The sequence below is a fragment of the Streptomyces sp. NPDC007088 genome (assembly GCF_042869355.1).
In the GTDB taxonomy this organism is placed as follows: Bacteria; Actinomycetota; Actinomycetes; order Streptomycetales; family Streptomycetaceae; genus Streptomyces.
Genome location: NZ_JBIAFO010000004.1, coordinates 384363 through 405391, shown reverse-complemented (window position 1 = coordinate 405391; position 21029 = coordinate 384363). Strand labels below are relative to the sequence as shown.

General features: G+C 73.8%; 16 protein-coding genes. 9 read left to right on the top strand and 7 right to left on the bottom strand.

The annotated features are described in order from the left end of the window. Window positions 1-43: 43 nt before the first annotated feature. Window positions 44-2506 (top strand): right-handed parallel beta-helix repeat-containing protein, encoded by a 2463-nt coding sequence (locus tag ACFYMP_RS09560; protein WP_388853216.1) that lies wholly within the window; start codon window positions 44-46, stop codon window positions 2504-2506. Between the two features lie 8 nt (window positions 2507-2514). Here ACFYMP_RS09560 and ACFYMP_RS09555 read toward each other — a convergent pair whose 3' ends face one another. Next, the gene (locus tag ACFYMP_RS09555; protein WP_388853213.1) at window positions 2515-4926 is read right to left on the bottom strand and encodes a hypothetical protein; all 2412 of its coding nucleotides are present in this window, start codon (window positions 4924-4926) and stop codon (window positions 2515-2517) included. A 315-nt stretch (window positions 4927-5241) separates the two neighbouring features. On the opposite strand from ACFYMP_RS09555, the gene ACFYMP_RS09550 reads away from it, so the two are divergent. After that, window positions 5242-6066: a DeoR/GlpR family DNA-binding transcription regulator gene (locus ACFYMP_RS09550; protein ID WP_388853210.1), complete on the top strand. Its 825-nt coding sequence runs from the start codon at window positions 5242-5244 to the stop codon at window positions 6064-6066. 13 nt (window positions 6067-6079) lie between these two features. On the opposite strand, the gene ACFYMP_RS09545 is transcribed toward ACFYMP_RS09550, so the two are convergent. Further along, window positions 6080-7222 carry a PLP-dependent cysteine synthase family protein gene (locus ACFYMP_RS09545; RefSeq protein WP_388853207.1) on the bottom strand — a complete coding sequence of 381 codons (1143 nt, stop codon included), beginning with the start codon at window positions 7220-7222 and terminating at the stop codon, window positions 6080-6082. 654 nt (window positions 7223-7876) lie between these two features. On the opposite strand from ACFYMP_RS09545, the gene ACFYMP_RS09540 reads away from it, so the two are divergent. Beyond that, window positions 7877-8422 (top strand): ATP-binding protein, encoded by a 546-nt coding sequence (locus tag ACFYMP_RS09540; RefSeq protein WP_388853317.1) that lies wholly within the window; start codon window positions 7877-7879, stop codon window positions 8420-8422. A 159-nt stretch (window positions 8423-8581) separates the two neighbouring features. Here the strand turns inward: ACFYMP_RS09540 and ACFYMP_RS09535 are convergent, their stop codons facing one another. Both ACFYMP_RS09535 and ACFYMP_RS09530 read right to left on the bottom strand, forming a co-directional pair. Further along, on the bottom strand, window positions 8582-9823 hold the full coding sequence (locus ACFYMP_RS09535; protein ID WP_388853204.1) for an ROK family protein: 1242 nt from the start codon (window positions 9821-9823) through the stop codon (window positions 8582-8584). 96 nt (window positions 9824-9919) lie between these two features. Further along, window positions 9920-10579 carry an alpha-ketoglutarate-dependent dioxygenase AlkB family protein gene (locus ACFYMP_RS09530; RefSeq protein ID WP_388853201.1) on the bottom strand — a complete coding sequence of 220 codons (660 nt, stop codon included), beginning with the start codon at window positions 10577-10579 and terminating at the stop codon, window positions 9920-9922. A 573-nt stretch (window positions 10580-11152) separates the two neighbouring features. Between ACFYMP_RS09530 and ACFYMP_RS09525 the strand changes: the two genes are divergently transcribed. Next, window positions 11153-12481, top strand: coding sequence for an MFS transporter (locus ACFYMP_RS09525; RefSeq protein ID WP_388853314.1), 1329 nt, complete (start codon window positions 11153-11155; stop codon window positions 12479-12481). 279 nt (window positions 12482-12760) lie between these two features. Here ACFYMP_RS09525 and ACFYMP_RS09520 read toward each other — a convergent pair whose 3' ends face one another. Then, window positions 12761-13714: a TetR/AcrR family transcriptional regulator gene (locus ACFYMP_RS09520; protein ID WP_388853198.1), complete on the bottom strand. Its 954-nt coding sequence runs from the start codon at window positions 13712-13714 to the stop codon at window positions 12761-12763. A gap of 334 nt (window positions 13715-14048) precedes the next feature. Here ACFYMP_RS09520 and ACFYMP_RS09515 point away from each other — a divergent pair, with 334 nt between their 5' ends. Beyond that, a complete protein-coding gene (locus tag ACFYMP_RS09515; protein ID WP_388853195.1) occupies window positions 14049-14519 on the top strand; it encodes a nitroreductase/quinone reductase family protein in 471 nt (156 codons plus the stop codon). On the opposite strand, the gene ACFYMP_RS09510 is transcribed toward ACFYMP_RS09515, so the two are convergent. Next, window positions 14503-15822 carry a geranylgeranyl reductase family protein gene (locus ACFYMP_RS09510; protein WP_388853191.1) on the bottom strand — a complete coding sequence of 440 codons (1320 nt, stop codon included), beginning with the start codon at window positions 15820-15822 and terminating at the stop codon, window positions 14503-14505. The genes ACFYMP_RS09515 and ACFYMP_RS09510 overlap by 17 nt on opposite strands. Before the next feature lie 168 nt (window positions 15823-15990). On the opposite strand from ACFYMP_RS09510, the gene ACFYMP_RS09505 reads away from it, so the two are divergent. Further along, entirely contained in the window at window positions 15991-17355 is a 1365-nt protein-coding gene (locus ACFYMP_RS09505; protein ID WP_388853188.1) for a dipeptidase, read from the top strand. Window positions 17356-17438: 83 nt separating this feature from the next. Next, a complete protein-coding gene (locus ACFYMP_RS09500; RefSeq protein ID WP_388853184.1) occupies window positions 17439-18134 on the top strand; it encodes an MBL fold metallo-hydrolase in 696 nt (231 codons plus the stop codon). Between the two features lie 649 nt (window positions 18135-18783). Here ACFYMP_RS09500 and ACFYMP_RS09495 read toward each other — a convergent pair. Beyond that, window positions 18784-19881 carry an NUDIX domain-containing protein gene (locus ACFYMP_RS09495; RefSeq protein ID WP_388853181.1) on the bottom strand — a complete coding sequence of 366 codons (1098 nt, stop codon included), beginning with the start codon at window positions 19879-19881 and terminating at the stop codon, window positions 18784-18786. A gap of 248 nt (window positions 19882-20129) precedes the next feature. Between ACFYMP_RS09495 and ACFYMP_RS09490 the strand changes: the two genes are divergently transcribed. Together ACFYMP_RS09490 and ACFYMP_RS09485 are read left to right on the top strand one after the other, a co-directional pair. Beyond that, complete coding sequence (locus tag ACFYMP_RS09490; protein ID WP_388853178.1) at window positions 20130-20315, top strand: hypothetical protein; 186 nt, start codon at window positions 20130-20132, stop codon at window positions 20313-20315. A 234-nt stretch (window positions 20316-20549) separates the two neighbouring features. Next, complete coding sequence (locus ACFYMP_RS09485; RefSeq protein ID WP_388853175.1) at window positions 20550-20885, top strand: hypothetical protein; 336 nt, start codon at window positions 20550-20552, stop codon at window positions 20883-20885. Window positions 20886-21029: the final 144 nt, after the last annotated feature.

Here is a 21029-nt window from a genome sequence, read left to right as displayed (position 1 = left end):
CGACACGAACCCGCGTACGCACGAGGTGGGGGCACAGCAGCGCATGGCACAGGGCACGGTCCAGGTGACGCACGCCGGCACGTCGCGGTGGCGGCGCCGCACAGGTGAGTACGGCTCGCTCGCCGCCGCCCTGGAGGCCGCAGGCGACGGGGACGTCCTCACCGTCTTTCCCGGGACCTATCGGGAGAATCTCGACGTCCGGCGCGCGGTGGTCCTGCGGGGGGTGGACGGCTCGGCGGGCCCGGTCCGCATCGCCCCCGCCGACGGCGTCCCGCTGACGCTGCGCGCCTCGGCCGAGGTCCACGACCTGCACATCGAGGGCCAGGACGCGGCCGCCCCCGCCGTCCTGATCGAGGACTGCGCGCCCGACCTTGAGGGCTTGCGCATCCTGACCCGGTCCGCCGCCGGTATCGAGGTGCGGGGCGGGGCGCGTCCCACGGTGCGGCACTCCTCGATCGACAACGCGGGGGGCATCGGGATCGCCGTACTGGACGGGGCGGGCGGCGTGTTCGAGGAGTGCGAGGTGGTCGCTGCGGGGCAGTCCGGGGTGGTGGTGCGCGAGGGCGCGCACCCGCGCCTGGAGCGCTGCCGCGTGCACCACGCCTCCGGTTCGGGACTCGCGGTGAGTGGGGAGAACAGCGGTCTGGAGGCGCTGAGCTGCGAGATCTACGAGATCAAGGGCTCCGCGATCCAGATCACGGGGCGCGCCGCCGCCCACCTGACGGACTGTGCGGTGCACCGGACGAGCGCCAACGGCGTGACGCTGGACACCGACGCGGTGCTGACCCTCGCCGACTGCCGCATCCACGACATCCCGGAGAACGCGATCGACCTGCGTTCGCGCTCGGTGCTGACGCTGACGCGTTCCACGGTGCGGCAGTTCGGGCGCAACGGGCTGTCGGTGTGGGACCCGGGCACCCGGGTGGACGCCAACCAGTGCGAGATCCACGACAGCACGGGCGACTACCCGGCGGTCTGGGTGAGCGACGGGGCGACGGCGGTGCTCGACTCCTGCCGCGTACACGACGTGCCGGACGCCCTGTTCGTCCTGGACCGGGGCTCTCGGGTCGACGTGGTCGACAGCGATCTCTCCCAGGTGCGCAACACCGCCGTGTCGGTGAGCGACGGGGCGACCGCCCAGCTCGACGACTGCCGGATCACCAGGGCCTCGACCGGCGCGTGGTTCAGGGACCACGGCAGCGGCGGCACGCTCAGCGGCTGCACGGTGGACGAGGTGCAGACCGGGGTGATCGTGACCAAGGGGGCCGATCCGGCCGTCGACCGCACGACGGTGTCCTCGGCGGCCGAGGCCGGCTTCTACGTGTCGGCCGACGGGCGCGGCACCTTCAGCGCCTGCCGGGTGAGCGACAGCGCGGGCTACGGCTTCCATGTCATCGGTGGTGACCGGACGACGCTGCGCCGCTGCCGTACCGAGCGCTGCGCGCGCGGCGGCTACGAGCTGGCGGAGGGCGGCACCGGCGGCGGCCCCACCGTGGAGGACTGCACGAGCGACGAGAGCGCGAGCGCCTCCACGGCGCGGCCCTCCCCCGCGCCCCCTTCCTTCGCGGCCGCGGGCGGGACGCAGCCGGTGCTGCGCGAGGTGGAGGCCGCCGCGCCCGGCGTGGGGCTGGGGCCGCTGGGCGGGGTGCCCGCAGCGCGCACCGCGCCGGGCGCGCAGGAGGAGATGCCCGCCGTCCGCAGCTCCGAGGACGTGCTCGGCGCGCTGGACGCCCTGGTGGGCCTGGAGAGCGTGAAGCGCGAGGTGCGGGCGCTGACGGACATGATCGAGGTGGGCAGACGGCGCCAGGCGGCTGGCCTCAAGGCGGCCTCGGCCCGCCGGCACCTCGTGTTCACGGGCTCCCCCGGCACCGGCAAGACGACGGTGGCCCGGCTGTACGGGGAGATCCTGGTCGCGCTCGGCGTCCTGGAGAAGGGGCACCTCGTCGAGGTGTCCCGGGTGGATCTGGTCGGTGAGCACATCGGCTCGACGGCGATCCGCACCCAGGAGGCCTTCGACCGGGCCCGGGGCGGTGTGCTGTTCATCGACGAGGCGTACGCGCTCTCCCCCGAGGACTCCGGGCGGGACTTCGGCCGGGAGGCCATCGACACCCTGGTCAAACTGATGGAGGACCACCGGGACTCGGTCGTGGTGATCGTCGCCGGGTACACGGCGGAGATGGAGCGCTTCCTCTCGGTCAATCCGGGGGTGGCCTCGCGTTTCTCACGGACCATCACCTTCGGCGACTACGGCCCCGGCGAGCTGCTGCGGATCGTGGAGCAGCAGGCCGAGGAGCACGAGTACCGGCTGGACGAGGGGACGGCCCAGGCCCTCCTGAAGTACTTCACCGCCCTTCCGAAGGGGCCGGGTTTCGGCAACGGGCGTACCGCCCGGCAGACCTTCGAGGCGATGGTGGAACGGCATGCCGGGCGGGTCGCGCAGATCGAGCGGCCCGACACCGACGATCTGACGCTGCTGTACCCGCAGGACCTGCCCGACCTGCCCTGAGCCCCGGCTCAGCCCTCCTTCGGCGCCGGAGGGGTGCCGGGGGTGGCGCCCACCTGTCCGGGGCCCCTGGGCTGACGCGGTACGGGGCCGCCGGCCGGCAGTCGGTCGAGGAGTTCACCGCGTTCCCGGACGAAGCACGGGTCGGCCTGGTAGTCGCCGTGCCCGAGGATCGGGGCGGGCAGCGGGTGGTGGTCGTCGCGCCCGTAGGCGAGCGGGTCGCGCAGTGGAGCGCCGTCGACCTCCGGAATCCGCAGGGGGCCGCCGATGGGGTCGGTCTCCCGGTACAGGTTGCGCCAGCAGTCGACCTCCTCGTGCAGTGAGCGCAGCGCGTGCGGGCCGAAGTGGGCGGGGAACCAGCGGCCGTACAGCCGCTCCAGCGGGGAGCCGTAGGTCAAAAGCGCGACCCGGGCCCTGGTCGCGGCGGGCAGTTGCCAGGCGGCGGCGGCCGCGAGGACGCTGCCCTGCGAGTGGCCGGACAGCACGAGCCGGCCGCGGGTGCGCGCCGTCCACGTGGCCATCCGCCAGGTCAGGTCGGGCACGGCCCGTTCCGCGTAGCAGGGCGGTGCGAAGGGGTGGGCGGCGCGCGGCCAGAAGGTGCCGACGTCCCACAGGATGCCGATGGTCCTGCGGGCCGAGGCGTCGCGGTAGGCGCGCCGGCCCCAGGTGACGAGCAGTATGAAGCCGAGCCCGATGAGCCACGAGCCGAGCGCCTGGCTGGACTGCGCGAGGCCGTGCACGAGGGCGGGCGCCCCGCTCGCGGCCCTTCCGGGCACCTCACCGGTGGCCCAGGCCCCCAGGAGGGCCCCCGCGCCGAGGATGAGCGTGCAGGCGGAGCTGACGCCGAGCACGAGCGGGGCCTGGTCGGTGAGCCCGGCGGCGGAGCGCGCGAGGGCGATGGCCCGGGTGCGGATCTCGTCGTGCGGCTCACCGGGGTAGTCCGCCGTCACCCGGTCGAGGCCGGCCCGGGTGGAGCGATAGGTGACCGCGGCGAGCCAGGCGGCCAGGATCAGCAGGATCAGCAGCACGGGCGGGAGGACCGCGGCCTGCCAGGACAGGACGACGGGCGGCCCCGGCATCGGCCCGGCGCCCTGGCCGGGGGTCGCGTCGCCGTCCAGCCAGTCGGCGACGCGCTGGGCGACGCCGCCGCTCATGATGCCGCCCAGCGCGCAGGCCAGCATCGCGACGGCGGGGCCGCCGAGGCCGCGCAGGACGGTACGCGGATCGGGAGCGCTGCGGTGCAGGAGGGCAGCCACCACGGCGAGGATCACGACGAGGAGCCCCTGGGCGAGGGAGAGCGCCCCGAAGAGCGCGTCTCCCGGCAGGGCGCCGGCGGAGCGCCAGTCGGGGCGGTCCCCCACGGCGTACCCGACGGTCACCAGGAGCAGGGCGAGCGCGGCGAGGGGCAGCGTCCTCACCACGACGCGGTCGAGCCCCGTGTCGAGTCGCCGCTCGCTGCGTCCCCTGCGGCACACGACCGCGACGACGACGGCTCCGAGCACCGCGTACAGCACGCACAGCAGTCGTCCGAGGAGCGCGGGGCCACCGCCGTGCCCGGTGTCGTGGGCGGTGACCGCCGTGCCGAGAGCGGCGGCGACGGTGAGCAGGGCGGCGGCGGTGTGCGCGGCGCGCAGCCGGGCGACGATGCGCCGGCCGTACCAGAAGCCGGGACGGCCCAGGTTCGGGCCGCCGGGGGGCTCCGGCTCCCCGGCGCTCAGCGGGGCGGCGGTGGGCTGCTCACCGGTGTCCTCGGGGGCCTTGGGTCGCGGCAGCGGTCGCTGCGACTCGTACGCGCTCCAGGTCTTGTGGCCCAGATACCACAGCAGTCCGGTCAGGGTGAGGGGGACGAGGGCGGCGAGGGAGAGTCTGCGGCCGGGCTGGGTCCACCAGTCGCCGGGGGAGGCGTGCGGGGACAGGAAGCCGAGCCAGGAGCGGGCGCCGCCGCAGGCCGCCGTCCCGGCGCACTGCCAGGCGGTCAGGTCGAGGGCCACTTCGCAGGCGGCGGCCACGAGCAGAACGGTGAGGCTGAGCCCGATCAGACGCACCAGCAGCCCGTACAGGCGCAGCAGCCGGGGCCGCCGGTGCGCGTCGGGCCGCATCCAGTGGGACAGGTTGACCACCATGAAGGGCAGCAGGAGGAGCCACAGGGCGCGGCTGCCGTTGCCCGAGGTGAGGTTGCACCACACGTACGCCTCCTGGACCGGCTCACCGGCCGGGGTGGGGGCGGCGCCTTTGTGGGGCGGTGCGGAGGAGGGCTCCGGCCGGCCGGGCTTCGTGTCCCTGGCGCGGCGGAACATGGCGGCGACCTCGTCGCCGGCCACCCGCACGGTGGCGGGATCGTCGAGCATCTCGCCGGGAGTGGTGCCCCCGACGCCGTGGACCAGCAGTTCGAGGGCGGTCTCGTCCCCCGTGTCTGACTGCACGCGCTGTTCTCCCTTGTTCTCCCTCGCGAAACCGTCGTACGAGCAGGGGCGGCCGGGGTGCCGCTCCGTGGTGCCCGGACGCTGCCGGGCCTGTCGGGTGCGTGTACCAGAATCCAGGTCCGGGTCCCGGGACGCACCCCTGTGGGCTCAATCCCCCTGATTCGAGTGAATGTGCCGCCTGACTCGGCGTCCGTGGGGGGCCGTGGGAGGATGAGGCAGGCCCGGTCGGGCGACGAGCTGCGGGAACGCGGCCGGCGTCCCGGTGGCACAGAAGGCGGTGACGGTGGCACACAGAGGCGGAAGGACCGGGCGGACGTGAGTGAGAACCTGAACCTCCTCGCGGAGCAGCGGCGGGCCGTGATCCTCGACGAGGTGCGGCGGCGCGGCGGCGTGCGGGTCAACGAGCTCACGAAACGGCTCGGCGTCTCGGACATGACCGTGCGTCGCGACCTGGACGCGCTGGCCCGTCAGGGCGCGGTGGAGAAGGTGCACGGCGGGGCGGTGCCGCCTGCCGAGGCGAGCAGCCACGAGCCGGGCTTCGAGGCCAAGTCGGGGCTGGAGCAGAGCGCGAAGGACACCATCGCGCGTGCCGCCGCCGAGCTGGTGGTGCCGGGCCAGGCGATCGCCCTGTCCGGGGGGACGACCACCTTCGCGCTGGCCCAGCGGCTGGCGGACGTCCCGGAGCTGACGGTCGTCACGAACTCGGTGCGAGTGGCCGACGTGTTCCACAGCGCGGCCGGCGGCTCCGCACCTCGCCCCGGTTCGGCGACGGTCGTGCTGACCGGTGGCGTACGCACCCCCTCCGACTCGCTGGTGGGCCCGGTCGCGGACCGTGCCATCGACTCCCTGCACTTCGATCTGCTGTTCCTGGGAGTGCACGGGATAGCTCCGCAGGCCGGCCTCTCGACGCCCAATCTCGCGGAGGCCGAGACCAACCGGCGACTGGTGCGCGCCGCCCGCCGGGTGGTGGTCGTCGCCGACCACACCAAGTGGGGCACGGTGGGCTTGAGTTCCTTCGCGCCGCTCGACGCGGTGGACACGCTCGTCACCGACGAGGGCCTGTCGCAGGAGGCGCGCGCCGAGGTCAGGGAACACCTGGACAATCTGGTGATCGCCCAGGCCCCGCCGCTGCGGCAGTGACCGGGGCGGCGGTTCAGGCTCCGCCGGCCGGCCACCGGCCCGTCGCGAGGAAGCCGTCGAGGGCTGCTGTGTAGGGGCCGATGTCGAGGCCCTGACCGGCGAGCCAGGTGTCGGAGTAGTACTTGTCGAGGTAGCGGTCGCCCGGGTCGCACAGCAGGGTCACGACGCTGCCCTTGCGGCCCTCGGCGAGCATGTCCGCGACGATGCGCAAAGCGCTCCACAACCCGGTCCCGGTCGAGCCGCCCGCCTTGCGTCCCAGGGCCCGCTCCAGGGTCCGCACGGCGGCGACGCTCGCCGCGTCGGGGACCTTCATCATGCGGTCGACGGCGCCGGGCACGAAGCTCGGTTCCATCCGGGGCCGTCCGATGCCCTCGATGCGCGAGGCGTGCTCGCTGGTGGCCGCCGGATCGTGGCGGGTCCAGCCCTCGTAGAAACAGGAGAAGTCGGGGTCGGCGACGCAGATCCGGGTGTCGTACTGCATGTAGTGCACGTAGCGGCCCAGGGTCGCCGAGGTACCGCCGGTGCCCGCGGTCGCCACGATCCAGGCGGGTTCCGGGTAGCGCTCCAGCCGGAGCTGCTGGTAGATCGACTCGGCGATGTTGTTGTTGCCGCGCCAGTCCGTCGCCCGTTCGGCGTAGGTGAACTGGTCCATGTAGTGACCGCCGGTCTCCTGCGCGAGTGCCGCCGACTCTGCGTAGACCGTCCTCGGGTCGTCGACGAAATGGCAGCGGCCGCCGTGGAACTCGATGAGCCGGCACTTCTCGGGGCTGGTGGTCCGGGGCATGACCGCGATGAAGGGGACGCCGATCAGGCTCGCGAAATACGCCTCGGAGACCGCCGTTGATCCGCTCGACGCCTCCACGACCGGCGCCGAGGGCCTGATCCAGCCGTTGCACAGCGCGTAGAGGAACAGGGAGCGGGCGAGACGGTGCTTGAGGCTGCCGGTGGGGTGGGTCGACTCGTCCTTGAGATAGAGGTCGACTTCCCAGTGCGCGGGCAGCGGGAAGCGCAGCAGATGGGTGTCGGCGCTGCGGTTGGCGTCCGCCTGGACCTTGCGCACGGCCTCCTTGAGCCAGGCCCGGTACGCGGGGTCGCTGTGGTCGGCGTCGAGTGTGGGCAGGGGGCCTGCCGGGCGGGTCTGCTGGGGGGTGGGCACCGCGCCGCTCCTCGGGTGGGGCGGGGGCCTGGCGGCCGCCCGCACTCGGTCGGTGGGGTGATCCTAGACGCATTCCGCACGCTTCTCACCTGCATAAACACCCCTTTGAGCTGGTCAAAGGCGCCCCTTGGGCAAACCGGCGGAGACCGGTGGGACAGGGGCGCGTCACGGCGCACCGGTGGCATGCACCGGCGCGAAGGCCGCCGCCTCTGGTGCGGGGCCCGCCCTCTGGAGCAGACTGCTGCGAGTCGGACGGCCCGCCGTCCGCGGTGGCCGTCACCGGCGGGCGACGCTGAGAGGAGGGCGATGCGCGATGCCGTCAGTGGTGCCTCTCACGAGCGCACGGCGTGTTTCGCCGGGCGTGACGCCGGGGGCCGAATGCCCCTCCGGGGAGCGGGTGAGGGGCGAGGCGCTTCTTCCTCACCGGGTCCGCGCACCGGGGCGGGGAGCAGGTGGTGTCCGGTCGTGGGACGCCCGTGGCCGACGAGTTGCGGGGCCGGTCCGGCTGGGCCACTGTGGTCTCACATCACTCTGGGTACACCGGCGATGACGCTGCGAACCAGCCACCACCGGTCCCCTGTGTCCTGGCGGCGGGCGACCTCCGCCGGGCGCGATCATCGTCTTCTTCCGGACTCACTTCGGGGAGTGGCAGCAGTGATCAGCCAGCCGAGCAGGCATTGCGCGGTGGAGCTTCAGGCCCTGCCGTCGCGGATCGGACAGGTCCGCAGAATCGTGTCGGCGCAGTTGCGTTACTGGCATCTGGACGACCTGATCGACGGGGCGGCGCTCGGTGTCACCGAGTTGCTGACCAACGTCCACCGGCACGCGGAGCCGGACAAGACCTGCACCGTGGAGATCGAGCTGCTGCTCGACGTCCTCACGGTGTCGGTACGGGACCGGGACCCCCGGGTCCCCGAGGTCCGCGAGGCCGGTTTCGCCGAGACCGGCGGGCGGGGGCTCGCCCTGGTCGCAGCCGTCAGCGAGAGCTGGGGCGTACGCCCCGAGACGGACCGCGGCAAGGTGGTGTGGTTCACCCTGTCCGCACCCGCTCGGGAGTCCGCTCCCCCGCGTGAACCGGTCCCGGCCGGGGCGCTGCGGCCGCTCTACGCCGCGGCGAGGACCGATCCCTTCCCGGCGCTGGCCCCGGAGCAGGCGGGCGCCGCGAGCCGCGGGGCCGGGCGGGCGGCCGCCGTCCGATGAGTCCCCTCGTCACCCGGCCCGACCCGGCGCGGGGGCCCTGAACGGCCGGCCCGACCCGGCGCGGGGATCTTGAACGGCCGGCCCGACCACTCGGCGCGGGGCACCTGAACGGCCGGCCGGACCAGACGCGCCGGAGCGGCCGCGGTGGCGCGCTCCGGCTCAGTGGCCGGCGAGGGTCGACAGCGGGTCGTCGAGGGTGGGCTGCCAGGCCAGTTCCCCCGCGCCGACCAGGCTGTTGTGGTCGAGGGCGGCGGCCAGGATGGGCACGCTGCCACTGCGTCCCCACAGGCTCCGGTCGGCGACGACGGCCCGCAGCCGTTCCGGATCGGCCTCGAACAGGGTGCGGTGGAGCCCGCCGAGGATGATCCGGTCCGGGTTCAGGATGTTGACGAGCCCGGCGAGCCCGAGCCCCAGACGGTCCGTCAGCGCCTCGACGGCGGCTCGCACCCCGGGGCTGTCCGGCTCCTCGGCGATCAGGTCGTTGGCCTGCTTGAGCAGGGAGTCCTCCGGCCCGGGGGCCCGGCCCGCCTCGGCGAGGAAGGCCAGTGGATCGGTCTCGACGTCGAGACAGCCGCGGCTTCCGCAGAAGCAGGGGCGCCCCTCCGGGTTGACGGTCAGGTGGCCGACCTCCAGGGCCAGTCCCGAACTCCCCGTGTGCAGGCGGCCGTCCAGGACGAGGGCACCGCCGACCCCCCGGTGTCCGGTCGCCACGCACAGCAGGTGCCCGGCCCCGCGTCCCGCGCCGTGCCGGTGCTCGGCCAGGGCCATGAGGTTGATGTCGTTGCCGGTGAACGCGGGCACGTCGAGGCCCGCCTCACGTACCCGGTCGGTGAAGATCTCCCGCACCGGTGAACCGGCGGGCCAGGCGAGGTGCAGGGGGTTGAGGGCGGTGCCCTCCGGTTCGGCGACCGCCGAGGGAACCGCCAGACCCGCGCCCACACAGCGGCGTCCGGTGGCGCGCAGCAGGCCGATCCCCGCGTCGACCACCGCGCCGAGCACGTGCGCCGGGTCGGGTTCGACGATCTCGCAGCCGGGCGAGGTCGCGACGATCCGCCCGCCGAGCCCGACGAGCGCGGCGCGGTAGCCGTCGGCGTGCACCTGCGCGGCGAGGGTCACGGGCCCGTCCGGGTCGAGGGACAGCCGGTGGGAGGGGCGGCCGTGCGACCCGGCCGGGGCGGTCGGCCGGGCGTCGACCCTGATCAGGCCGAGTGCCTCCAGTTCGGCGGCCACGGCGCCCGCCGTCGCCCGCGTGACGCGCAGTTGCGTCGTGAGCACCGCCCGGGTGGGCGCCCGCCCGGTGTGCACCAGTTCCAGCGCCGGGCCGAGCGCGGTGCGTCCGCGCTCCAGCCGGGTACGGGTGGACCCATCCCCCGCCGTGCGGGGGGCCGCCTTGCCGTTCATACCGGGGAGTCTCCCACGGCGCACTCCCCTCTCCCGCCGGGCACCTGACCGGTCGTCTCTGGCGGCCCAGCCCCTTAGTCGGGCCGCGAGGCGGGCTCAGCCCGGCAGCCCCGTCATGCGCAGTGTCACGTTGAGACGGCCCCGCGCGAGACCGTCGGCCGGATCACCGCTCCCGGGGCGCAGTGCGGTCACGCCGTGGTAGGCGAAGCGCGAGGGACCGCCGAAGACGAGCAGGTCCCCGGACTCCAGCTCCACGTCACGGTAGGGCCGGGTGCGGGTCTCTGTGTTGCCGAGCCGGAACACGCAGGTGTCCCCGACGCTCAGGGAGACGACAGGAGCAGAGGAACGCTCGTCCTTGTCCTGGTGCATGCCCATGGTCGCCGCCCCCTCGTAGAAGTTGATCAGCGCGACGTCCGGCGTGTACGCGCGCGCCACCTCCGGGTCCTCGTACGCGGCGGCCACGGCCTCCCGGCCCAGATCCCGGAGCCAGGACGGGAAGGGGGCCACGGGCGCTCCGTTCACGTCCTGGGCGGTACGGCTGTAGCGGTAGGGCTGCCAGTGCCAGCCGACACAGACCGTCTGTACGGACATGACGCCTCCGCGCGGCAGCCGGGTGTGGCGCATGGGCACCGGGCCGGTCGCCCAGGCGCGGCAGGCCGCGACCAGCGCACGACGCCGTTCGGGCCCCAGCCACTCCGGGACGTGCACGGCCCCGGGGGCGAGAACGGAACGCGGGCGCGGCAGAAGAGAAGCCATGCCTCAGAGGATCGCACCGGGGACTGACAACGGGCCGGGCGCCCGGGGGCCGGGCGCCCGGGGGCCGGGCGCTCGGGGGTCGGGCCCCGCGGGGTCCGTCTTCGGCGGGCCCGGAGAGGGTCGGAGACCCTCGCCCCGCTCCCCCGCTTCTCACAGCCCGGACACCACGACGTCCCTCCCCGCTCCCGGGCTCCGGCTTCCGGCACGTCCCGGCCCGGCCCGGACACCGGCCAACCTCCCGGCGGCCCGGCTCAGGCAGACCCGGCTCGCTCGCCACCTTCTGGCGGCCGGGTTCCGACACCACCTCCGGACCCGACCGGGGCACCACGCCCGGGTCTGATCGGAGTACGACTTCTTAGCCTGATCGAGGCACCACTTCCCAGCCCGACCGGAGCACCACTCCACGACCTGGCCGGGGCGTCGTCCGGACCGTCGGACACCACCGTCCGGCCCCGACCGGACACCACCGCTGCGGTCCGACCGTGGCACGCCTGGGCGGTGAGGTTCGCAAGTGAGCGCGATTCTCCCTTGTCGGCGCCCTCCCGAGCAGCCTAGTCTGCCTTTGTGCCGCTACTGAACAAAATAGGTCGGGCGAGGGTCGTCACCTCCGACGGTTCCCCCGCCTCCCTCCGACGCCTCCGCGTCGCCATCACCGCCTTCTTCGCCCTCGACGGCTTCGTCTTCGCCGGGTGGGTCGTCCGCATCCCCGCGATCAAGGAGCAGACCGACGCCTCGGCGAGCGCGCTGGGGCTGGCGCTGCTCGGGGTCTCGCTGGGGGGCGTGATCACGATGGCGCTGATCGGACGCGCGTGCCGCCATTACGGCAACCACCCGGTCACGGTGGCCTGCGCGGTACTGCTCTCGCTCGCCATCGCCCTGCCGCCACTGACTCACTCGGCCTGGGCCCTCGGCGGGGTCCTGCTGATTTTCGGGGCCGGATACGGCGGCATCAACGTGGCCATGAACAGCGCCGCCGTCGATCTCGTGAACGTGCTGCACCGGCCGATCATGCCGAGTTTCCACGCCGCGTTCAGTCTCGGCGGCATGCTCGGCGCGGGGCTGGGCGGGCTGGTCGCCTCGCACCTCTCCCCGACCCGGCACCTCCTGCTGCTCACCGTGATCGGGCTGCTCGTCACGGCCGCCGCGAGCCCCGTTCTGCTGAGTCACCGCGCACCGGGCACCCCCGAACCTCGGCGTGAGGCATCGGCGGGGCCGGGCCGGACCGGGACTCCGGTCGACGTGGTGGCGACCGCGTCCACCGCGAGGGACGCCGGAACCGGAACGGGGAGGCCCGACGCCCCGGCCGCCGCCCCGGCCCGGAGAAACGTGGGCGGCCTCCTTGCGATCCTCGGGCTGACCGCCCTCTGTTCCTCGTACGGCGAGGGGGCGATGGCCGACTGGGGCGCCCTGCACCTGCACGAGGACCTGGACGCGAGCGCCGGTACGGCTTCCGCCGGGTACGCGTTGTTCGCGCTCGCCATGACGGTCGGACGACTGTCCGGCACCCGTCTGCTGGAGCGGGTGGGCGCCACGGCGACCGTCGTCGGCGGCTCGGCGCTCGCGGCGGCCGGCATGCTGCTCGGCGCCCTGGCCCCCTCCCTCTGGGCGGCCCTCGTCGGCTTCACGCTGATGGGCCTCGGTGTGGCCAACGTCTTCCCCGTCACCATCGGACGGGCCGGCACGCTCGGCGGCCCCGGCGGGGTCGCGACCGCATCGACGCTGGGCTACGGCGGCATGCTGCTGGGCCCGCCCGCGATCGGCTTCATGGCCGACTGGTTCTCGCTGCCGACGGCGCTGCTCAGCGTGGCGGCGCTCGCCGCCGTGGCCGCCGTGATCGGGTGGACAACGCGACACGCCGGCATCGACCTCGGCACGGCCCGCACCGGTACCGCTTCGCCTTGAGGTCATGAGCCGAAAGCCATGAGGCCGGGAGGCCATGAGGCCGGGAGGCCGGGAGGCCATGAGGCCGGGAGGCCATGAGGCCGGGAGGCCGGGAGGCCATGAGGCCGGGAGGCCATGAGGCCGGGAGGCCATGAGGCCGGGAGGCCATGAGGCCGGGAGGCCATGAGGCCAGGAAGCCGACGCTCACCGGGCGGCGCCGGTCTCCCGCGCCGCCGTCGTCCTCGCCGGTCCACTCGGGCCTCTGCCCCCTCGCCTCCCGCCCGTCGGCCTCCTCCCGGTTCACGGCGCGGGGATCGTGCCCGCGGCACCCGCCCCTTCCCTCGGGGCGACCAGCCCCACACTCGCGGCGAGTGCCGCCACGGAGCGGACGAAGAAGTCCTCCCGGCTCTCGACGACCCGGTTGAACTGGCCGAAGACCTCGAAGGACACGAGGCCGAAGAGCTGGGCCCAGGCCGCCACCATGGGCATGACGACGGCGGGCGGCAGATCGGGGGCCAGGTCGTCGGCGAGCCGGCGCGCCTCGGCCGCCAGGCTCGCGGGCAGCGGCTGCACCGAGAGCCCCGTCGTCCTTCTGCCCTCGCGCACGATGTCGACGAGCAGGACCCCGATCCGGGAGGCGGGCCCCACCGTGGCGGTGGGGGCGGTGTACCCGGGCACAGGCGAACCGTAGAGGAGCGCGTACTCCTGAGGGCGGGCGAGGGCCCACTCCCGCACCGCGCGGCACACGGCGACCCAGCGCCCCACGACAGCCGTCCGGTACGCGGGGTCGCTGTCGGCCAGAGCCGCGGGGAACAGGCCGCCATCCGGCCCGGCGGTGCTCCCGGCCGCTTCGCCCGCCTCTTCGAGCCGGTTCACGAAGGAGCGGTCGGCTTCCTCCCCCGCGGCACCGAGCGCGTTGTAGGCGTCGATGATCAGGGCGGTCAGCAGCTCGTCCCGGCTCGGGAAATAGCGGTAGAGCGCCGAGGACACCATGCCGATCTCCCTGGCCACCGCTCGCAGGGAGAGCTTCGCGGCACCCTCGGCGGCGAGCTGCCGTCGGGCCTCGTCCTTGATGACGGCGGTGATCTCCTCGCGCGCTCTGGCCCGAGCCCCGCCGGCAGTCCCTCGCCCCCGGCCCCCGGCCGGTCGCGACGACGGCTCCGCGGCCCCGGCCGCCTCACCACCCTCGGTCGTCTCCTCGGGCCTGGTCGGTGCGGTGGGGCGCGTCTTCCCGTCCCTGTGTGCAGTGCTCATGCCCCCATGATGTCAGCGCTGATGTCAGCGCCGAGAGCACCGCACCGGAACAAGAGCGGAGAACCAAAGCAAGAGCACTGCACTAAAACGAGCGCACCGCCCGAGCAAGAGCGCTGCAAACAAGCGAGAGCAGGGGGCGCGCCAGGCCAGGTGAAGAGCAGTGCACCGAACCGAGAGCACTGCTCACAAAAAGAAGCAGCGCTCTTGCGTAGCTCCCCACACCCCTGCCATGCTCGCTTCAGCAAGCGAGAGCACTGCTCTCGCCGCAGCGCGAACCCCCGTGGACGCGGCATCCGTCGTGCCCGCCCGTCGCCGCCGATCGGGAGGTCTGCCGATGACCGTCAACGAATCCGCGCCCGCCCAGCCCTACTACCTCGCACCTGCCGGGTTCAGCGCCCGCTTCAACCTGATCGCCGGCTGGCTGGCGCGGCACGGGGTGAGCTTGCTGGGAACGGCGGAACTGTCCGTGAGGGGCCGCAGCAGCGGCAGGATGCAGCGCATCCCGGTCCACCCGCACCGCCACGGCGGGAAGCAGTATCTGGTGTCGGCGCGCGGGCACGGGCAGTGGGTGCGGAACATGCGGGTGGCCGGTGGCGGGGAGCTGCGCGTGGGGCGCGGGCTGAGCCGGTTCACCGCGGTGGAGGTCCCGGTCGCGGAACGACCCGAGGTGCTGCGCAGCTATCTGAAGAAGTGGGGCTGGGAGGTCAAGGGCTACTTCCGGGGCGTCACGGCCGACGCCTCCGCGGAGGAACTGGCCGCGGCCGCCCCGGATCACCCGGTCTTCCTGATCAGCGTGGAGCGGTAGCCCCGGTCCCGTCCTCCGCCTCGCCCTTGGCGGCCGGCACCTCCGCGGGCTCGTCCTCCGCCTGCGCGACGCCGCTGCTCTTGGGGTGCGGGTCGAGGGCCTGGAGGGCGCGGCCTGCCAGCGGGTGGCTGCGCACGAGTTCGCCGAGGGTGGTGGCGCCGCGGGTGATGCGGGCGAAGGCGTTCCACGCGGGGCGGACGCTGGTGAGCGCGGTGTGGAACAGGCCGGGACGGCGTTCGAAGATCGACAGCATCCGGCGGCCGACGGCCATCTCGACGCCCAGGCCGGCCTTGACGGCGAAGGCGTAGTTGAGGGCCTGACGGCGGGCGTCCACCGCGTCGTGCGACTCGGAGACCCGCACGGCCCACTCCCCCGCCAGCCGCCCCGAACGCAGCGCGAAGGAAATACCCTCGCGCGTCCAGGGCTCCAGCAGACCGGCCGCGTCGCCCGCGACGAGCACCCGGCCCCGGGACAGCGGGGAGTCCTCGCTGCGGCAGCGCGTCAGGTGGCCGGAGGACACGCTCGGCTCGAAGCCGGACAGGCCCAGACGGGCCACGAAGTCCTCCAAGTACCGCTTGGTGGCGGCGCCTTCACCGCGCGCGGAGATGACGCCGACGGTGAGGGTGTCCCCCTTGGGGAAGACCCAGCCGTAGCTGCCGGGCAGCGGGCCCCAGTCGAGGTGGATACGGCCGGCCCAGTCGGCGGCGACGGTCTCCGGGACGGGGATCTCCAGCTCAAGACCGAGGTCGACCTGATCGAGCTTGACCCCGACATGTGCTCCTATCCGGCCGGCACTGCCGTCGGCCCCGACGACCGCGCGGGCCAGCAGCGTCTCACCGCTCTGCAGGACGACGGCGACGGTCCTGCGGTCCGGTACGGCGGGGCCGTGCTGCTCGACTCGGGAGACGGCCGCGCCGGTGCGCAGTTCGGCGCCGGCCTTCTGCGCCGCCTCGACCAGACGCAGGTCGAACTCGGGGCGGTTGACCAGCCCGAACAGCATCTGCCGCGAGCGGCGGGTGCGGCTGAAACGGCCGTCGAGCGTGAAGGTCACGGCCCGGACGCGGTCCTGGAGAGGCAGCTCGAAGCCGGGGGGCAGGCTGTCCCTGGAGGGGCCGATGATGCCGCCTCCGCAGGTCTTGTAGCGGGGCAGTTCGGCCTTCTCCAGAAGCAGGACGCGCCGGCCGGTGACCGCTGCCGCGTACGCCGCCGAGGCGCCCGCGGGGCCGGCTCCGACGACCACGACGTCCCACACGGTACGGGGGGTCGCCGTCTGTGCGTCGTCCGCTGTGTTCTCGCTGCTCACGATGTGCTTCTGCTCCCGATCCGGCGGTTGGTCGCTGAGTGTCACCCGGTTTTCCCGGGCATCCTACGGCGGCTGTCCCCCGATTCCGGCTGTGGGAGGATCGAGAGATCATTCGCTGAACGTACACACGTACACAGGTACAACGTCGCATCCCTCTGGAGCGTGCCCATGTCGCCGAATCCGATCGCGGAATCCGTCGCCTCTCTCATGCCGGAGGCCAAGCGGGAGCTGACCGAGCTGGTGGCTTTCCGTTCGGTGGCCGACTGGGAGCAGTTTCCGAAAAGCGAATCGCAGGCCGCGGCGAACTGGGTCGCGGACGCGCTGCGCGCCGAAGGATTCGAGGAGGTCGCGCTGCTCGACACGCCGGACGGCACCCAGTCGGTCTACGGCTGCCTGCCCGGCCCCGCGGGCGCGCCGACGGTCCTGCTGTACGCGCACTACGACGTGCAGCCCCCGCTCGACGAGGAGGCGTGGCTGACGCCTCCCTTCGAACTGACCGAGCGGGACGGGCGCTGGTACGGGCGTGGTGCGGCCGACTGCAAGGGCGGCGTCGTCATGCACCTGCTGGCGCTGCGCGCGCTGAAGGCGAACGGCGGGGTCCCCGTCACGGTGAAGTTCATCGCGGAGGGTTCGGAGGAGCAGGGCACGGGCGGTCTGGAGCGGTACGCCGAGGCGCACCCCGAACTGCTGCGGGCCGACACCGTCGTGATCGGGGACTCGGGCAACTTCCGGGTCGGACTGCCGACGGTCACCTCGACGCTGCGCGGGATGACGATGGTGCGGGTCGAGGTGCGGACCCTGGCGGGCAACCTGCACTCGGGTCAGTTCGGCGGAGCGGCTCCCGACGCGCTGGCCGCACTCGTCCGCGTCCTGGACTCGCTGCGAGCCGAGGACGGTTCCACCGCGGTGGACGGTCTGGACACGGACGCGGTGTGGGACGGGCTCCAGTACGGGGAGGACGACTTCCGCGAGGACGCGAAGGTGCTGGAGGGCGTGGAGCTGACCGGTTCCGGCACGGTCGCCGACCGGATCTGGGCGCGGCCCGCCGTGACGGTGATCGGCATCGACTGCCCGCCGGTCGTCGGCGCCACGCCCTCCGTGCAGGCGGGCGCGCGGGCCCTGGTGAGTCTGCGGGTGCCGCCGGGGACGGACGCGGTGAAGGCCACGGAGCTGCTGTCCGCCCACATCGAACGGCACACGCCGTGGGGTGCGCGGGTGACGGTCGAGCAGGTCGGTCAGGGCCAGCCCTTCCGCGCGGACACGACGAGCCCCGCGTACGCGGCGATGGCGCGGGCCATGGGCGTGGCCTACCCGGGCGAGGAGATGCAGTACGCGGGACAGGGCGGCTCGATTCCCCTGTGCAACACGCTGGCCGCGCTGTACCCGGAGGCGGAGATCCTGCTGATCGGGCTGAGCGAGCCGGAGGCGCAGATCCACGCGCCGAACGAGAGCGTCTCGCCCGAGGAGCTGGAGCGCCTGGCGGTCGCCGAAGGGCTGTTCCTGCGGGACTACGCCACGGCCGCCTCCGCCTGATCAGGCCGCAGGCCACTTCGCGCCCCACTGCGCCCACAGCGTAGCGGGGCGTGCCCGGCGGCCTGCCTGCGTACCGTTCCGGCATGGACGTCATCGCCGTACAACCGCGTTTGCACCTCTTCCGCTTCCCGGTGGGCCAGGCGTATCTCTGGTCGGACGACGGGGAGTTGACACTCGTCGACTCGGGCACGGCGGGAGCCGCGGAGGAGTTGGTCCTCGCGATCCGGGCGCTCGGTCTGGACCCGGCGCGGCTGGTCAGGATCGTTCTGACACACGGGCACGAGGATCACTGCGGCGCGGCGCAGGAGCTGACGCGCCGGTTCGGTGCGGAGGTGGTGGCGCACCGTCTGGAGGCGCCGGCGATCAGGGGCGAACAGGCGCTGCCGCCGCCCGTGCTGCTGGACTGGGAGCGGCCCCTGTGGGAGCGGACCCGGGGGCTGCCGCCCGCGCCGCCCACGGTGGTGGACCGCGAAGTGGAGGACGGTGATGCGCTGGCCTTCGGCGGCGGCGCCCGGGTCGTCCACGTGCCGGGACACACGCCCGGGAGCATCGCCCTGCATCTCCCGCTGCACGGAGTGCTGTTCACGGGGGACACGGTCGCCTCGGTCGAGGGCGTCACGCTGGGGGTCTTCCACGTGGATCGCGAGGACGCCCGCGCCTCGCTGCGCCGCCTGTCGGTGCTCGGTCCGAGCGTCCTGTGCTGCGGGCACGGTGACCCGGTCACCAGGGACGCGGCCGCCGCACTGATCACCGCCGCCGAACGGGACGCGGACCTCTGACCGCCGACGCGCCGGGAGTCCCCGGCCGTCGGGGAGTCCAACCGGGCGCCGTGCTCAGGGACGTGGCGCCCCGATCGCTCCCACGTCCGCGGGGGCGGTCGTGCCCACGCGGTACACCGGCCCGAGCCCCAGGGGGCGCGCGCCCCGCGCCCACAGCGCCCAGTCGCCGTCGTACCCCCGGGCCGTTCGGGATGGACGGGAGGGACGGGAGGGCGGCCGGCGGCCCGCGCGGCGCAGCGGGCGCGGGCCACCGCCAACGGGACCTCGCACCACACCTCGTGCACGAGGGCGACGCCCGCACGGCGCAGCCCGCTCCGTACGAAGGACCGGGTGTGCGCGAGCCACGGGCTCTCCAGGACGGCGCCGTCGGCCACGGCCGCGAGGAGCGTCCAGAGCGTCTCGGCGGCCGCGGTGCCGAGCGTCCTGCTCCATTCCCGGTCCTCGCAGCCCCCGGCCGGAGCGGGCTGAGGGTGTCCGCGAGGGTCTCCTTGACGGCGTCCTTGCTGAACAGGGGGTCCGCAAGCGCGTGGCCAGGGCCTGGGCGAGCGTCGTCTTGCCGGCTCCGGGGAGCCCGTGCCCAGTACTGTCGGCATGCGGGCAGCGTAGGAGCGTCCCGAGCCGGGGGGCGACGCGAGGGGGACCACCCAGGTCACGGAAGTCTGACGCCTACCGGAACCCCCCGTTCGAGGTACAGGGCGGAGCCTCGCTCGCGGGCGCGCAGGGCCCAGTGCAGCCGTGCGTACCGCACCGGGGGCAGCATCGTCGCCGCCTCCGCCTCGGTCGCGAAACGGCAGTCCCGCAGTTCCGGCCCCGGCAGCAGGACGCCCTCGGCCTGCGGGGTGTCGAGCCGGCCGCCGTCGAAGAGCAGCCGCATCCCGCCGTAGCCCGGAGGGAGGGGCGGCTCCCAGTCGACGACGAGCAGCCGGGGTGTCCCGGTGAGCCGTATGCCGGTCTCCTCGGCGACCTCGCGCACTCCGGCCAGCGAGGGCGCCTCACCGTGCTCGACGACACCCCCGGGGAACTCCCAGCCGGGTTTGTACGTCGGGTCGACCAGCAGGACGCGGTCCTGGTCGTCGAAGAGCAGGACGCCCGCCGCCAGGGTTTCGGCGGAGGGCTCGGGTGTCTGGACGATGTCGCAGGCCCCGGCCTCCCCGCTAGACACCGCGCGGGCGACCGCCTCTGCGGTGCGGCGTGGACCCGTCGGGTCGGCCGGTACGGGATGGGCGTCCCGTCCCAGCCACTCCCCGACGGCGGCGCGGTAGGCGGCCAGTTCGGGGCCTGGCTCCTCCTCGGGCCGTTCGCCGGGCGCGGGCCCGGTGCTGCCGGGCGGAGCGCCGGGGACGGAGGCCGCGGCCGGGTGCGGCCCGTCCTCCTCACCTGCCTTCAGCCAGGAGCGCAGGATCGTTTCCTCGAACTCGACGCGCACATGGCACACGGCGATGCGCCGGGAGGCGAGCCCGCCGAAGAGCGTGTCCCTGACGTCCTGTCGCAGCAGCGGCAGCGGGACGACGAGATCGCCGCCCACCTCGGCGGTCAGGGCGGCCGCGGTGTCGATCACCAGCCGCCGCCAGATGGGCAGTTCCCGCAGATCCCCGGCCTCGGCGAGTCGCTTGTGCGGCAGCAGCTCCGGAAGCCTCCCCGTGACGGTCTCGGGATCGAGGAGCGTACTGTTCGGGAGCAGGTCGACCAAGTCCCGCGCGACCGCGCGCGCCGCCGTCGCGGACGCTCCGTTGATCCAGACGATCACGGGTCCCCCTCTCTTCGTGGCCCCCTGTGGCTTGCCCGGAACAGACCGTCGGGGAAACCCCGGGCGGCCGACCGGCCCGTGGGCCGGCCGTCCCCGCGGCGCGACGGCCCGGCGAACGGCCCGGGAACAAGCCGTGCCGGGGGCGTCTGTCCCGCGCATTGCGGGGCAGACGGAGAAAACGGCCTTGGAATCACGGGTCGTTCACGGTGAACGGGGCGGGGTGCCCCGATGGTGGAGGTGTGGACCTCATGAGCGCACATCAGATTCTGGAACGGTTCCCCGCGGGCGGGCCGCGTGGCAGCTGGCCCGCCGAGGAGTTCGCGGCCCGCAAGCGCAACGCGGGGCTCGCGGCGGAGGTCGTGATGGACCTGGCCTCGGACGACTACCTCGTGGTGGCCAGGTCGCAGCGAAGTGGCACGGCCGGGACTGGCTGAGACGAGGGCGGCACGGCCGGGCGCTGCCCCCGACTAGGGGGCGGCGCGGCCGGGTGGGCGCGGGAGAGCCCGCCCCCAAACGCGGCGCGAGGGCGCGCGGACCGGCGCACCGTCGCCGGACCGTACCGGAAGCACTCCACGGAGGGCGGACGTTTCGGCGATATCGCCCGCGCCGGTACATCAGCACGGCAGGCTGTCCTCGCGGACAGATCCACTCCTACGCGAGGACGCACCATGCCTTACGCCCCCTCCGGCCCGACCGGTGCCGGGACCGGCCACCTGAGCGCAGCTCTGCGGGAAGAACTCGCCCACCTGTGGCGGGACCTCGACGACGCCCGTCACGGCGCCGCCAACGGGTACTGGTCGATGCGCTGCGACTGGCTGGTGAGTCGTATCAAGCACATCACGCCCCTGGTCGGGCCGACCCCGTGGCAGCAGATCCAGGCCCCGCTCCTGGAACAGGGCATCTACCAGCGGGTCCACGCCGAACTCGGTGTCGAGGCGCCCGTGGATCTCGCTGTGCTCGCCGAACACCGGGATGGCGAGACGGTGGTGCCGCGCCAGCGCTGACGGCCGCATGTCGCTCCGCCCGGACGCGGCTTCTTCCCCGCGGCCGCCGTGGCCGGTACGGACACGGCGCCCCCACCAAGGCAGGTCGACGAGCGCATCGACGGTGCTGTCTCACCGGCCAGGACTGCCGCGCGAAGTGACGCA

Bases quoted from the DNA above. Each gene is read 5' to 3' on its own strand.
- ACFYMP_RS09530 (WP_388853201.1), bottom strand. From the start codon at position 10,579: ATGGCTTCTCTTCTGCCGCGCCCGCGTTCCGTTCTCGCCCCCGGGGCC.
- ACFYMP_RS09485 (WP_388853175.1), top strand. From the start codon at position 20,550: ATGCCTTACGCCCCCTCCGGCCCGACCGGTGCCGGGACCGGCCACCTG.
- ACFYMP_RS09560 (WP_388853216.1), top strand. From the start codon at position 44: ATGGCACAGGGCACGGTCCAGGTGACGCACGCCGGCACGTCGCGGTGG.
- ACFYMP_RS09515 (WP_388853195.1), top strand. From the start codon at position 14,049: ATGACCGTCAACGAATCCGCGCCCGCCCAGCCCTACTACCTCGCACCT.
- ACFYMP_RS09505 (WP_388853188.1), top strand. From the start codon at position 15,991: ATGTCGCCGAATCCGATCGCGGAATCCGTCGCCTCTCTCATGCCGGAG.
- ACFYMP_RS09520 (WP_388853198.1), bottom strand. From the start codon at position 13,714: ATGAGCACTGCACACAGGGACGGGAAGACGCGCCCCACCGCACCGACC.
- ACFYMP_RS09490 (WP_388853178.1), top strand. From the start codon at position 20,130: ATGAGCGCACATCAGATTCTGGAACGGTTCCCCGCGGGCGGGCCGCGT.
- ACFYMP_RS09500 (WP_388853184.1), top strand. From the start codon at position 17,439: ATGGACGTCATCGCCGTACAACCGCGTTTGCACCTCTTCCGCTTCCCG.
- ACFYMP_RS09535 (WP_388853204.1), bottom strand. From the start codon at position 9,823: ATGAACGGCAAGGCGGCCCCCCGCACGGCGGGGGATGGGTCCACCCGT.